The following is a 12,878-nucleotide window of genomic DNA, read 5'->3' as shown; positions in this document are numbered from 1 at the left end:
GTTGCCGCTTACTCGGCCAGGTTGGTGCCCGCACCGGCGGTGGCGATCACCTTGGCCTTGACCTGTGCGGCCGGGGTGATGCTGTAGGTGTAGCCCAGCGGTTCGGGGAACACCTTGGTGGTGATCCAGTTGGTGGCGTTGGCGTAAGGCTTGCTGCCGTCCGGGGTGCTCCAGGTGATGCCGCTGCCGACGTAGTTGTTGATCAGGTCCCAGTAGCCGATCTCGCTGCTGTCGCGCGAGGTCACCGGGTTCTTGATGTTCTCGAAGTAGTTGGACTCGATCTTGGCCACCCCGCCCATGCGCACGTTGATGCCCGAGGTGGTGACGTTGTTGAAGTAGTTGTTGTAGATGTGGCTCAGCCCGCGACGTTGCAGCGGCACGCGCGATTCGACGTTCTCGAAGCGGTTGTGGTGATAGGTGGTGCGTGCGGCCGAGTTCTTGGTGTCGCTGTCGCTGTATCCGTTGAGCGCGACCTTTTGATAGTTGTAGACGTGGTTGTAGGACACGGTGACGTGATGGGTACCCTTCTTCATGTCGATGCCGCCGTCGAAAGACGCATCGCCGGCACCCGAGCACTTGGTCAACGAGGCGAACACGGTGTTGTGGTCCACCCAGATATTGGACGGCGAGCCGCTGGAATTGCCTTCCAGTGAAATCGAGTCGGCATCCTCGCCGCCCTGCAGCAGGCCGATGGTCATGTTCTGGATGATGACGTTGCTGGAATTGCCCACCACCCATAGCCCGAAGTTGGCCGACGAGCCGTTGGCACCCTTGACGGTGATGTTGCTCTTGTTCTTGATCTGCACCGTCTTGGCCGGCAACTTCCACTGGGCGCAGACGTCCTTGATGGTGCTGAAGTCGAACTTGCCGGTGTAGTTGAGCACCAACCCGCCGCTGCCGGAGTAACTCTCGATGGCCGCCTGCATCGCCTCGAAGGTGGCCACGTTGACCGGTGTCTTGTTGCCGCCGCCGGTGGTGGCGGCACCGTACCCGACCGGGCCGGCAATGGCGCCCGCAGCGCAAGCGGACAGTGCAAGCGCCAGTGCGCCATGGAATGTCTTGATCATCATGCAGCCTCTCCCAAAGAAGTGGAAAAGCGATGCGTGCTGCCTGCGCCGTAGCGACGACAACAGCAAAGCGGTGCGTGGGGGCCGCATTCTTCGCGCGATTTAAAACATAAAACAATTATCCATCACTGAAACTTTGACGCACCACGGTGTTCTTCTGGCAGGACATGCAAAAGAGACAGCGGAAGACACCCGGGACAGGACAGCGCGGTGTCGTGCGCGTTGTTTTCTTATGTAGGCAGATGTGTTTTCCATGCATGCAAACGCAGACTGATGCCGGTTTGCTCACGCGCGCTTTCGACCGCAGTTGCTAGTGGCGAATGCGCTTTTCAAGAATCCATGTGCATTTACCGGACGCGACGCGGTGGTAGCTGCACACGACCGCGTGCTGTGAGTCGTCAGAGGTAGTGGTGCGTAGCAGCAGTGCCATCGCACCGGCGCGCGGTTTGCGCGGCATTACATGCGCTTTGCTGAAGACGAGGCGTGATTGCGCTTTTGATCACTCGCGACAGTGGGCGAGCGCTGGCGCCATGACAAGTCTATCGGCAAGGTCAGGCCACTTCAGCGCGACCACGTGGTGCCTGAGGGAATGTCCGACCGCAGCGTGGCGATCGGCAGTGGATGCGTGGAGGTAGCGACACGCCGTTGCGGCGCATCTGCATGTCCCAAGACGACGACTCTTAAAACGTTGCCACACCGACGCTTGCGATGCGCAGGCCGCAGCGCAGGCTGCATCGAGACGCACCGCAGCAGCGCCCGGCAGGCCGGGCACGCTCGGGATCGCGCGGACTCACACGCCCCCGCCCCACCGGCTCACACCGCGCGGCTGGCCAGCGTGGACGCATGCGCCAGTTCCGCACCGGGCCACGGCGTGTGGTCGTCGAGGAAATTGCCGACCAGGCGCATGCACGCCGGGCGCTCTTCCACATGCGGCATATGGCTGGAATTGGCGAACACATGCCACCGCGCGTCCGGGATCAGACGCGCGTACGGCTCCACCGTTTCCGGCGTGGCTTCGTCGTACTTGCCCGACAGCACCAGCGTGGGCACGCTGATGCGATGCAGGCGCTCGATGATGCTCCAGTTGCGCAGGCTGCCGACCACGTGGAATTCGGTCGGACCATTCATGGCGTGGTACACGGTCGGGTCGGCATCGATGGCGGCGAAGGTGCGCGCCACGTCGGCAGGCCACGGCAGCACGCGGCAGACGTGCTGGGCGTAGAACACCTGACTTGCAGCGCGATAGGCCGGGGCGTCCAGGGTGCCGGCCGCTTCGTGCGCATCCAGCACCGCCTGGATGTCCTCGGGCAGGCGCGCGCGCAGCCGTAGCGCGGCAGCGCGCCACAGGCCCATCGACGCCGGCGAGTTGGCAATCACCAACGCACGCAGGCCGGCCGGCCGGCGCACCGCATGCTCGGCGGCCAGCATCCCGCCCCAGGACTGCCCCAGCAACGCGTACTGCGACAGCCCCAACTGCGTGATCAAGGCCTGCAACTCGTCCAGAAACAGCCCCACCGTCCAGAAGCCGGGGTCGGCATCGGGCAGATGGGTGGACTTGCCGTTGCCGAGCTGGTCGTAATGGATCACCGCGCGGCCGTTGGCGGCCAGGTCCTTGAAGCTGTCCACGTAGTCATGGGTGCAGCCGGGGCCGCCGTGCAGCACGATCAGCGGGCAGGCGTCGCTGCGCAGGTCGCCGGTGATGCGGTACCAGGTGCGGTACCCATGGAATTGGACGTAACCCTCGGTGGACTGCATGACCTACGCCTGCTGACGGCAAGAATGAGCGCCGAGCCTAGCGGGCGAACCGCCGCGCGTTAACTGGCAAAACTCCCAGGTTCGCGCTGCTTTCGGGGACAGACGCCCGACCAAGGCGATGCGATCCAGCTGCGCATGCCGTTGGTGGCCCGGATGCCATCGAACAGCACTGCGATGGCACGCGCCGCTCGCAGGCCTTGGCCAGCGCGAACTCGCTATCGCCTATCGTCTGTCGCCTATCGCTGAGGCGTCGGCGCAGCCGCCGAACCAGACGCGCCTACGGCTCCAGCAACCGGTAATGCATGCCACGCACCACGGCCTCGACGCGATTGCGCGCACCCAGCTTGCGTGCTGCCGAGTTCAGATGCAGGTTCACCGTGGCGGTGGAACGGTTGAGCGCAGCGGCGATGCTCTTGGCTGTCAGCCCCCTGGCCGAGTACTGCAGGCATTCGCGCTCGCGGCGGGTCAATGCAATGTGGTGGCAGCGGCGTTCCTGCGGATCGAGCAACTCCTGCGCACGTGCCTGGAAGGCATGCGCCAGCAGCAGGAAGGGCGACAGCTGCGCTTCGGCCAGCCGTGGCGCCTCGGCCGCGACGGCGTCCACTGCGGCACTGAATGTCGCAAACGCGCCGCCAGGCAGATGCAACGGCACGGTGACACCGGTTCCCATGCCGCTATCGCACAGATAGCGCGTGACCTGCCGATGCTGGCTGCCGACGTATTCCACGCCCTCCATGTCGCCATCGTTGCGATAGGACCACACGAATGGCGTGGTACGCCGCGTGGCACGCTGCTGAACCGGGTCATGTTGGTAATACCCGTGCTCGCACCAGACGTGCTGCATATCGCCTGGCGCGTTGCGCTGCATGAAGACCGACGGCGTGATCAGGGCACCTTCCAGACTCAGCGGGACCGGCGCGTAGTCGTAGACCAACGACTGAAATCCCAGTCCGCAGACATCGGCAAACACCCGATCCAGGCAGGCATTGAGCGTGTGCAGCGCCTGCAGATCGCGGCCCAGGCTGGCCAGAGTGTCGAACATGGTGGGTCCTTCGGTGTCGACGTGTGCCGCTGGAGCGCATCCAGCATGGAAAACCTAGCATTTTTACCAATGGATGGGCTTGGCGGCCACATTATGGTCACAATGCCAGGCCGGCAGTTGCACTGCAGCATCGCCGTTCAGACGCTCTACCGCGTCTGCGTCGCGACCCGGCACTCCTTTCAGCGGACACCTGCATGACCGACACACCCCGCCGCGACGACGCGGCTGCGCTGGAACGCTTTGGCTACACCCAGGAACTCAAGCGGCAGCTCACGCTCAAGGACCTGCTGATCTACGGTCTGGTGTCCATGGTACCGACCGCGCCGTTTTCCATTTTCGGCGGCGTGTTCGACATCAGCGCCGGGATGGTGCCGCTGACCTACCTGGTCGGCTTCGTGGCGATGCTGTTCACCGCATTGAGCTACCAGCAGATGTCGCAGGCGTTTCCGGTGGCCGGCTCGGTGTATGCATATGTGGGCCGCGGCCTGAGCAGCGGCATGGGCTTTCTGGCCGGCTGGGCGATCCTGCTGGATTATCTGCTGGTGCCCACGCTGCTCTACGTGGTCGGCGCCAATGCCATGCACAACGTGCTGCCGGCGGTGCCGCAGCCGGCCTGGATCGCCTTCTTTGTGGTGCTCAACACGCTGGTCAACCTGCGCGGCATCGAAACCACTGCGCGTGCCAATCGCTTCTTCCTCTACGCGCAGCTGGTGGTGCTGGCGGTGTTCGTGGTGCTGGCCACCGTGGCGATCCAGCATGGCGGCAATGGTGCGCAGTGGAACCTGCGTCCCTTCTACAACCCGCAGGCCTTTTCGCCGCAGCTGATCTTCAGCGCCTTGTCGGTGGCGGTGGTGTCGTTCCTGGGCTTCGATGCGATCTCCACGCTGTCGGAAGAGGCCCGTGGCGGCAACCGCGTGGTCGGCCGGGCAACCCTGCTGGCGCTGTTGCTGGTGGCCGGCCTGTTCGTGCTGCAGACCTGGCTGGCCGCGCTGCTGCAACCCACCCTGCAACGCTATCCCAGCGCGCAGGCCTCCAACGATGCCTTCTTCGAGATCGGGCGCCTGATCGCCGGGCCGTGGTTGCAGGTCGTCATTGCGCTCACAGTGGCAATCAGTGCGGCGATCGCCAATTCACTGGTGGCGCAGGCCGCCACCTCGCGGCTGCTGTTCGCCATGGCACGCGACCGCCAGCTGCCCGCCTTCCTGCGCTACATCCATCCACGCACCGGCGTGCCGCAGCGCGCCATCCTGCTGGTGGCAGGCTTGAGCATGGTGCTGGGCGAAGTCTTCGTCGGACAGATCGCGCTGCTGTCCTCGCTGTGCAACGTCGGCGCGCTGACCGCCTTCATCCTGTTGCACGTGGCGGTGCTGTGGCATTTTCGCGGACGGGGCCGCAGCCTGCTGTTGCATGTTGCGACGCCGTTGATCGGCATCCTCATCCTGGCCTACGTGCTGATCAATGCCGACCGGCATGCGCAACTTGGCGGTACCGCCTGGATGGTGATCGGCCTTGCGGTCCTGGCGTTTTTGAAGGCCAGCGGCCGCTCGACCGACTTCCGCGCCAGCGACGCGCTGGAATAACCTGCAGCGCCTTCGCCTACAGGCACTACCCGTGCCGACATCCGGGTAGCGCACGCCACCTTCAGGCCTGCGCGGGTGAGGGCCGCAAGCCTTTCCACATGCGGCCTGCCTGTATCGCCTGACGGCTCGATCCAGGCGTCGCTGCAGATGCAGTGCACGATCGCGTTGCTGCCTGTATGGCGGTGTACGTGGTGCAAACGATTAAGGCGCGCCTGCGCTGCGGCGCCTCGCGCGTGTGCAAGACAAGATGGCTGCGCGTGCACGCGTGGAGCTGCGCGCAAAACGCGATTATCTTTTTGTGGACTGCCAATCTCTGAACGAGATTTTCAGCACATATTCAGCTTTAAACATTCGCTAGTCTCGTTCGGCGCCAACGATGGCGCCCGCAGGACGTGGCCCCCGCCGCAGCCTGCCGTTCCCTGACGAGAAGGACTACCCATGAATCGCAAGAATGCGTTGTACCTGGCGCTGTTTTCCGCCGTTTCCGGCTCCGCACTGGCAGCGCCGCCGACCGAAATGGACGCAGCGCCGGTGAGCACCGCGCCGCAAGCGGCCAAACTCGGTGCGGCGACATTGCAGTCGGCAAGTCTGCGTGGCGGCATCCTGCCCACGCGTGTGGTGCAACTCACTGCGCCCACCGGTACCGAGATCAGTCGCGTGCGTGAGCGCCGCATCGCACAGGTCAAACATGGGCAGCCCTTGCAGATCGGTTTTTCGCGCACGGTCGCCAAGCCCCTGGTCAACCTGGCCACGCTTGACTGGCAGATGGCCAAGGATGGCTCGCGCGTGGCGACCCTGAAGGTCGGCTCCGCGCAGGCGGCCTCGCTGCGTGCGTCGCTGATCCTGCGTGGCGCCGGCGCCACCCCGGGTGATCCGTCCAAGGTGACGCTGCGCTTTGCCGGCGACGACGGCCGGGTGTTCGAACAATCCGGTGCCAGCTTCGCCGCCGGCGGCGATGCGATCGGCTGGTCGCCCACCGTCAGCGGCGAGAACCTGCTGGTGGAACTGTCGCTGCCGGCCGGCCAGTATCCGGAGAACTTCAGCCTGAGCATCCCGCAGCTGTCGCATCTGGACATCAGCCCCACCGCCAGCCCGCGCGACATGATGACCATTGCCATCGGCGAGAGCGATTCCTGCCAGAACGATGTCGTCTGCCGCGCCAATCCCACCACCGGTTTCACCAATGCCACAAAGGCAGTGGCGCGCATGGTGTTCACCACCAGCCAGGGCTCGTTCCTGTGCACCGGCACGCTGCTCAACAACACCAACTCGCCCAAGCGCAACCTGTTCTGGACCGCGGCACATTGCATCAGCACGCAGACCGTCGCCAACACACTGCAGACGTACTGGTTCTACGATGCGGCCAGTTGCAACGGCAATACCGCCAGCGCGCAGGCCACCACCTTGACCGGCGGTGCGTTCCTGCGCCACGCCAACACCACGCGTGACACCGCATTGCTGGAGCTGAAGACCGCACCGCCAAGCGGCGCGTTCTACGCGGCATGGAACAGCGCCGCGATTGGCGCGACCGGCACGGCGATCGTCGGCATCCACCATCCCTCCGGCGACGTCAAGAAGTACTCGCTGGGCACCGTCAATGGATTGAGCACCAGCATCGACGGCAAGAGCCCGCTGTATCGGGTGGTGTGGAACGATGGTGTCACCGAGGGCGGCTCGTCCGGCTCGGGCCTGTTCACCGTCGCCAGCGGTGGCGCGTACCAGCTGCGCGGCGGCCTGTACGGCGGCTACTCGTACTGCACCGCGCAGACCGATCCGGATTACTACTCGCGCTTCTCGGACGTGTATTCCAGCATTTCCACCTACTTCGGCCAATAAGCGGGTGATGCACGTGGCAGGCGGGGTCTCGCCTGCCGCGTGCGACGACGCCTGGCCTGCGCCGAATGCGGTTGATGTTTCGGCGCGCCTGATGGATAGATCCAGTTGCCCCGTTCTCTGTGCTTCGATGGTGCTGCGTCGCCCTGGGAACATTATCGAACACGCGCGTCGAGCCGCCTGCAGCACTTCATCTGCAGCGTGCGGATGATGCAGACTTGGCAGATCCTCCTTCACCTGGATCGGCATGCCCGTTCAACGCACTCCTCACCTCGTTGCCGCAGCTGCACTGCTGGCCTTGTCGCTACAGGTCACCGCCAGCGCAGCCGGCGCACCAGCCAATCGCGACGACGTCAAGGCATACGCGCTTCAGCTGTGCCTGGACAACAACTACGAACGCAGCGGCAAGTACACTTCCGACCAGCTACGCGACCGCTCGTATCTGCTGACGACCTATGCGCTCGACAATGCCAAGGTCGGCGCCACCGAACGGCTGCATCGCTTCGTGGCCGAGCAGACGGCGGACTTCCATCGCGCCGAGGTGCCGATGAAGGACGAAGCGCGCCGCGGGCCGTTCAACAGGATCTTTGCGCAATGCATGGCGTTCTATCGTTCGCCCGCGTTGAACGAGTTCATCGCGCACAAGCTCTGACGGCCATTGCGGCAAGCTCACCGTTCGAGCGCGACGGCTGGATCGGCGCGACCGATCCAGCGCAGCTCCCCCGCCCGCAGCGTACGGCGCGGCTGCCGCGCTCCGGTCTTCGGGCGCGCAGACATCTGTGCCGAGATTTGCGTGACGCAGTCGCAGGCCCGGCCACCTCGCGATCGTCTGACGCAGCGCCGCGCGCCGCCTGGCACATCCTCCCCCATGCTTCGACAGGAGCCGTCATGTCCGCATCTTCTCCACGCATTTCCCGCCGCCAGCTGCTGCGCCTCGCGCTGGCCGCGGGCACGCTGGGCGTGGCGAGCCCGCTGGGTGCCGCACTCCGGCGCGAGCCGAAGGACGCCATTGCGGCAGCGGACCCGGCATCGCCAGCGCCCTTCCCGGCCAACGGCAGCGTGCTGGTCCTGCTCGGCACCAAGGGCGGCCCCACGCCCTCACCGCTGCGCGCCGCAGCCGCCAATGCGCTGGTCATCGACGGGCAGCCCTATCTGATCGACTGCGGCAACGGCGTTGCACAGCAGCTGGCCAAGGCCGGCATCCGCCTGCCCGCGCTGCGCGACATCTTTCTCACCCACCACCACTCCGACCACAACGCCGACCTGCTCAACGTGGTGTGGCTGGCATGGGCGAGCGGGCTGCAGACGCCGGTGCGGCTGTATGGGCCGCCCGGCATCGCCAGCATGGTGGATGCGTTTGTCGACATGAATGCCATCGACATCGATGCGCGCATCCGCGAAGAAGGCCGCCCGCCGTTCAGGCAGCTGATTCAGGTGCACGAGTTCGACCAGCCCGGCATGGTGCTGCAGAACGACCAGGCCACCGTCACCGCCACGCTGGTGGATCATTACACCCTCAAGCCCGCATTCGCCTACCGCTTCGCCACGCGCGAGCGCACGGTGGTGTTTTCCGGCGATACGCGCTACCTGCCCGCACTGGCCGACTTCGCGAAGGACACCGACATCCTGGTGCATGAGGTGATGTACCTGCCCGCACTGGAAAGGATGCTCAAGACCAACGACAACGCGCCGACCTTGCTCGACCATCTGCTCAAGAGCCACTCCACCAGCGAGGACGTCGGCAGGATCGCGGCGGCAGCCAATGCGAAGATGCTCGTGCTCAATCACTTCGTGCCCGGCGGCGACCCGACGATCACCGATGCCATGTGGAGCGCGGGCGCGCGCAAGCACTACGCCGGGCCGATTGTGGTCGGCAGGGATTTGATGCAGTTGTAGGCGAGCAGCTGGGCACGGTGGTGATGGACTGGCCGCGCGCTGTTGCCAGCGTGGCCCACCTGCGGCTGACAGCGCTATCTCGCAGCGCAATCAGCGATGCGAGATCGAAAACGTCGTGCGGGCAGCATATGAACCACCAAGCGGCACTGCATCGCGGTTGGTCGCCTGCCTACGCCACGACCGGGCTGCGCAAGCCCCACACGCGTTCCCCGGCCTTGCAATACGCGTCGATGAATGCCTGCTGCGGGGGCATCTGGTCCACCGCGTGCCGGATCGGCTGGGCAATGCCGTCGAGCAGGCGACGCAGATCGTGATCGGACATCGCGCGCGCCAGCGGGTGATGCTGCGCGGGCACGATGCCCTGCCCCATCAAGACGTGGGTCCAGGAGTCCACGCGGAACAGTTCATCGGCCGCTTGCCAGGCATGTGCGCGCTCGCGCCAGGCGCGCAGGCGCAACGCGAGCGATGCGGGCAGCTCCATCGCGCGGCATTGCCGCCATAGCGGTTCCTCGCGCTGGGTGGCGTGGTAATGCAGGATGATGAAGTCGCGCACATGTTCCATTTCGGCGCGGCTGATGTCGTTGAATAGCTCCACCTGCGAGGGCGCAATGCCATCCGCCGGGAACAAGCTGATCAGGCGCACCACGGCGGCGATGGTGAGATGGATGCTGGTGGATTCCAGCGGCTCGATAAAGCCGCTGGCCAGGCCCAGCGACACCACGTTCTTGTTCCAGGCCTTGAGGCGGCGGCCGGTGCGAAACGGCACCAGCCAGGGGTCTTTCAGCGCAGGCGCGGCCACATCGCGTAGCAACTTGGCATGCGCCTCGTCGTCGGACAGGTGTTTGCTGGAAAAGACCAGACCATTTCCGACGCGATGCTGCAGCGGGATATGCCAGCGCCATCCGGCTTCGTGCGCGATGGCACGGGTGTACGGCACCGGCGGGCCAAGCGCCTGGGTCTGCACCGCCACGGCGCGATCGCAGGGCAACCAATGGCTCCAGTCTTCGTAACCGGTGTGCAGCGCCTGTTCGATCAGCAGGCCGCGAAAGCCGCTGCAATCGATGAACAGGTCGCCCTCGAGTACCTGCCCGTCTTCCAGCACCAGGCTGGCGACATCGCCACTGTCCGGTTGCAGCGCCACCTGCTGGATCCTGCCTTCGATGCGCCTGACACCGCAGGCCTCGCTGCGCGTGCGCAGGAACCTGGCATACAGCGCGGCATCCAGGTGATAGGCGTAATTGACCGCGGGCTCGCGCAGCAGTGCGAAGCGATCCAGGCGCGATGCCACGGTTTCCAGGCAGTAATCGCCAAAGCTGCCCGGCATGCCGCGGCGCTGGCTTTCCAGCCATAGATGATGGAAGGCGCATACCAGCGTGCTCTGCCCGGTGACGCCGAACGGATGGATGTAGCGCTCGCCCTGGCGGCGCCAATGCTCGAAGGAGATCGACAGCTTGAAGGTGCCGGCCACCGCGCGCAGGAATTCCTGCTCGTCGATCTGCAGGAAGCGATGGAAACTGCGGATCGGCGGCACCGTGGATTCGCCCACGCCCACGGTACCGATCTGCTCGGACTCGACCAGGGTGATCTCCAGCAGGTCGCGGAACTGATGCGACAGCGCGCAGGCGGCGATCCAGCCGGCGGTGCCGCCACCGGCGATGACGACCTTGCGAATCGGGGCCTGGCTCACTGCGCGCTCCTGTGGGGTGGATGTCGGTTGGCCGGCACAGCATCGTGCTCGAACGTGTGGGTGACGCAGAAGCCACGCCGTGACCGCTCGCCTGGGTGGCCCACGCGGATGCCGCACACCGGTTGCGCCGGACGGCGCAGCTGCGCAGTGGCCCGACCAGTCGCCTGGACGCCGATCGCGCACATCAGCGGTTGAGCCTGCCGATCAACATCGCACGCAGCTGTCGCGCGAGGATCGGGTCGATCGGGCCTAACGCATGCCGCGCCTGCTCGGGCAGGTGCTCGCCCGCGCGCTCGGCCGGCCCGAACACGTAGTAGTCGAACAGGGCGCGCCATGCCGCTTTTTCCGCTGCCGGGCGGTCGCGGATGGACCACAGCGCGTGATACAGCGCCGGCATCGGCGCCGGCAGGTGCGCAGGCACGCTGTTCCACCAGTAGTTGACCAGCACGTTGAATGGCTGCAGCGAGTGCACGTGATGCCACCACATGCCGGGAATGAACAGGGCATCGCCCGGCTCCAGCACGGCGGTGCGTGCCTGCGCCAGCGCCTGGGCGAAGCGTGGATACCGCAGCAGATCCGGGTTGGCGAAATCCACCATGCTGACGACCTGCCCGCCCGGCGTGGGATCCAGCGGGCCGGGATACAGGTTGGCCACCTGCGCGGGCGGAAACAGCGTGAAGCGACGTTGCCCCACCGCGCAGCACGCCAGGTTGTTGGGGACATCGTAATGGCAGGAGGCGATGACGCGATTGCCGATCCAGATGCTCGGTTGCACCGCGATGCCGCTGGCGGCCACATCCAGATCATTGCCCGCGCGCAAGCCCGGCAGGTTGTCGTCGATCGGCAACGACGCCAGGTAGTAGGTGGGCGGCTGCGGGTCATCGCGATGCGTGACAATGGCCTCCAGCAAGCTGCTCAGGCTGCCACGCTGCACATCGAAATTCAGCGCGCCGCAATCGTCGCTGTAGAACGGGCGGCTCGCAATCTCCGGGCCGCCATGGGAATACTGCAAGGCGCGCCCGCCATCGTGCGCGCGCAGCAGCGCCATCGCCTCGTCGGCGCTGCGCAGCCCGGCCTGCACCAGCGACCAATGGCGTGCGATGCCACGCAGCACCACCGGCTCGGCCGCCTCGCACAGCGCAGCAAGCGGCAGCGCGCCGGGATGGCAATCGCGGCACTCGGCGATGGGCGCGATGGAGGAAATGGCTGCGCCGGTCGTCATGCGCTCAGGCGAATGCGGCGGTCGCAGATGCAGCGTGCACCTGCTGCAGGCGGCGCTGCTTTTCGGCCATCAGCCGGCGCACGTTGTGCAGCGAGGCCAGCATCAGGAACGCAGCCTCCAGATGGCCGGCCCGGTGCAATCGCTGCAACGACGACGCATCGAGTGCAGCAAGCCGCTCGCGGTCGATGACGAACAGGCCTTCCAGCGTGGTGGCGTGGGTGGCATCCAGCGTGACATCCAGCTGCACCGGCTGGATCAGCCCCAAGGTGTCGAAGGCGGCCGCCATCGCCTGGCCGGCATCCACACCGTCGTGAATGCCGCGCAGCACATCGATGACATGCTCCAGATACGGGCTATGGCCGCCCTGCGGCAGAAACACCGCCTCGCCTTCATGGCGGCTGACGCGTGGATGCTCCAGATCGACGTGGATCACCGGCTCCTGTGCCAACACGCCATCGATGCGCTGCTCCTGGAAGCCGATCAAAAATGGCCCCTTGGCCACGATGCCCGGCAGATAGCTCGCTGCCCAGCGCCCCTCCTGCAGGAACAGGTTCTCGTCCTGCGCAAAGCCCAGCAGCGCGACCGACTGGTAGCCGCCGGCGGCAGGATCCTTGCGAAAGAGCAACGGGTACTCGCGCTGCAGCTCGGCGTACTCGGTGACAAACGCCGGCACCAGGCCGAGCGCGTCGCCGAACTCGGCACCAAAGCGCAGGATGACGCGCAGATCGTGATGCGCCACGTTGTTGAGCACTGCGTACCGCGTCATCTGAAACTCCCACGGTGCTCCGCGATGGAG

General features: G+C 65.5%; 10 protein-coding genes. 4 read left to right on the top strand and 6 right to left on the bottom strand.

Annotated features, from left to right (window positions below):
- Window positions 1-8: 8 nt before the first annotated feature.
- The 3 genes from EO174_RS13775 to EO174_RS13765 all read right to left on the bottom strand — a co-directional run bounded on the left by EO174_RS13775 (window position 9) and on the right by EO174_RS13765 (window position 3,864).
- On the bottom strand, window positions 9-1,070 hold the full coding sequence (locus EO174_RS13775; RefSeq protein WP_126945067.1) for a polysaccharide lyase family 1 protein: 1,062 nt from the start codon (window positions 1,068-1,070) through the stop codon (window positions 9-11).
- Between the two features lie 810 nt (window positions 1,071-1,880).
- Window positions 1,881-2,822, bottom strand: a complete 942-nt coding sequence (locus EO174_RS13770; protein WP_104583041.1) for a proline iminopeptidase-family hydrolase — start codon at window positions 2,820-2,822, stop codon at window positions 1,881-1,883.
- Window positions 2,823-3,099: 277 nt separating this feature from the next.
- Entirely contained in the window at window positions 3,100-3,864 is a 765-nt protein-coding gene (locus tag EO174_RS13765; protein WP_104583040.1) for a LuxR family transcriptional regulator, read from the bottom strand.
- Between the two features lie 194 nt (window positions 3,865-4,058).
- Here EO174_RS13765 and EO174_RS13760 point away from each other — a divergent pair, with 194 nt between their 5' ends.
- The 4 genes from EO174_RS13760 (at window position 4,059) to EO174_RS13745 (ending at window position 9,173) form a co-directional block, all read left to right on the top strand.
- A complete protein-coding gene (locus tag EO174_RS13760; protein ID WP_126945064.1) occupies window positions 4,059-5,444 on the top strand; it encodes an APC family permease in 1,386 nt (461 codons plus the stop codon).
- A 438-nt stretch (window positions 5,445-5,882) separates the two neighbouring features.
- A complete protein-coding gene (locus tag EO174_RS13755) occupies window positions 5,883-7,280 on the top strand; it encodes a trypsin-like peptidase domain-containing protein (protein WP_126945061.1) in 1,398 nt (465 codons plus the stop codon).
- Window positions 7,281-7,524: 244 nt separating this feature from the next.
- A complete protein-coding gene (locus EO174_RS13750; RefSeq protein ID WP_126945058.1) occupies window positions 7,525-7,929 on the top strand; it encodes a hypothetical protein in 405 nt (134 codons plus the stop codon).
- Between the two features lie 236 nt (window positions 7,930-8,165).
- The gene (locus EO174_RS13745) at window positions 8,166-9,173 is read left to right on the top strand and encodes an MBL fold metallo-hydrolase (RefSeq protein ID WP_126945056.1); all 1,008 of its coding nucleotides are present in this window, start codon (window positions 8,166-8,168) and stop codon (window positions 9,171-9,173) included.
- A 169-nt stretch (window positions 9,174-9,342) separates the two neighbouring features.
- Here EO174_RS13745 and EO174_RS13740 read toward each other — a convergent pair whose 3' ends face one another.
- From EO174_RS13740 to EO174_RS13730, 3 genes are all read right to left on the bottom strand, one after another.
- Complete coding sequence (locus tag EO174_RS13740) at window positions 9,343-10,860, bottom strand: tryptophan halogenase family protein (protein WP_126945053.1); 1,518 nt, start codon at window positions 10,858-10,860, stop codon at window positions 9,343-9,345.
- Between the two features lie 184 nt (window positions 10,861-11,044).
- Entirely contained in the window at window positions 11,045-12,082 is a 1,038-nt protein-coding gene (locus EO174_RS13735) for a cupin-like domain-containing protein (RefSeq protein ID WP_126945050.1), read from the bottom strand.
- Between the two features lie 4 nt (window positions 12,083-12,086).
- Window positions 12,087-12,848: a SapC family protein gene (locus EO174_RS13730; protein WP_126945047.1), complete on the bottom strand. Its 762-nt coding sequence runs from the start codon at window positions 12,846-12,848 to the stop codon at window positions 12,087-12,089.
- Between the last annotated feature and the right edge of the window lie 30 nt (window positions 12,849-12,878).

The sequence above is a fragment of the Xanthomonas sp. BRIP62418 genome, from assembly GCF_003993495.1.
GTDB classification, from domain to species: Bacteria; Pseudomonadota; Gammaproteobacteria; order Xanthomonadales; family Xanthomonadaceae; genus Xanthomonas; species Xanthomonas euroxanthea.
Note: the sequence above shows the minus strand (reverse complement) of the source record. Positions and strands in the feature narration are given on the sequence as shown.

Excerpts from the sequence above, each read along its gene's own strand:
- EO174_RS13745 (WP_126945056.1), top strand. The coding sequence starts at position 8,166 with ATGTCCGCATCTTCTCCACGCATTTCCCGCCGCCAGCTGCTGCGCCTC.
- EO174_RS13735 (WP_126945050.1), bottom strand. The coding sequence starts at position 12,082 with ATGACGACCGGCGCAGCCATTTCCTCCATCGCGCCCATCGCCGAGTGC.
- EO174_RS13760 (WP_126945064.1), top strand. The coding sequence starts at position 4,059 with ATGACCGACACACCCCGCCGCGACGACGCGGCTGCGCTGGAACGCTTT.
- EO174_RS13755 (WP_126945061.1), top strand. The coding sequence starts at position 5,883 with ATGAATCGCAAGAATGCGTTGTACCTGGCGCTGTTTTCCGCCGTTTCC.
- EO174_RS13730 (WP_126945047.1), bottom strand. The coding sequence starts at position 12,848 with ATGACGCGGTACGCAGTGCTCAACAACGTGGCGCATCACGATCTGCGC.
- EO174_RS13765 (WP_104583040.1), bottom strand. The coding sequence starts at position 3,864 with ATGTTCGACACTCTGGCCAGCCTGGGCCGCGATCTGCAGGCGCTGCAC.
- EO174_RS13775 (WP_126945067.1), bottom strand. The coding sequence starts at position 1,070 with ATGATGATCAAGACATTCCATGGCGCACTGGCGCTTGCACTGTCCGCT.
- EO174_RS13750 (WP_126945058.1), top strand. The coding sequence starts at position 7,525 with ATGCCCGTTCAACGCACTCCTCACCTCGTTGCCGCAGCTGCACTGCTG.
- EO174_RS13770 (WP_104583041.1), bottom strand. The coding sequence starts at position 2,822 with ATGCAGTCCACCGAGGGTTACGTCCAATTCCATGGGTACCGCACCTGG.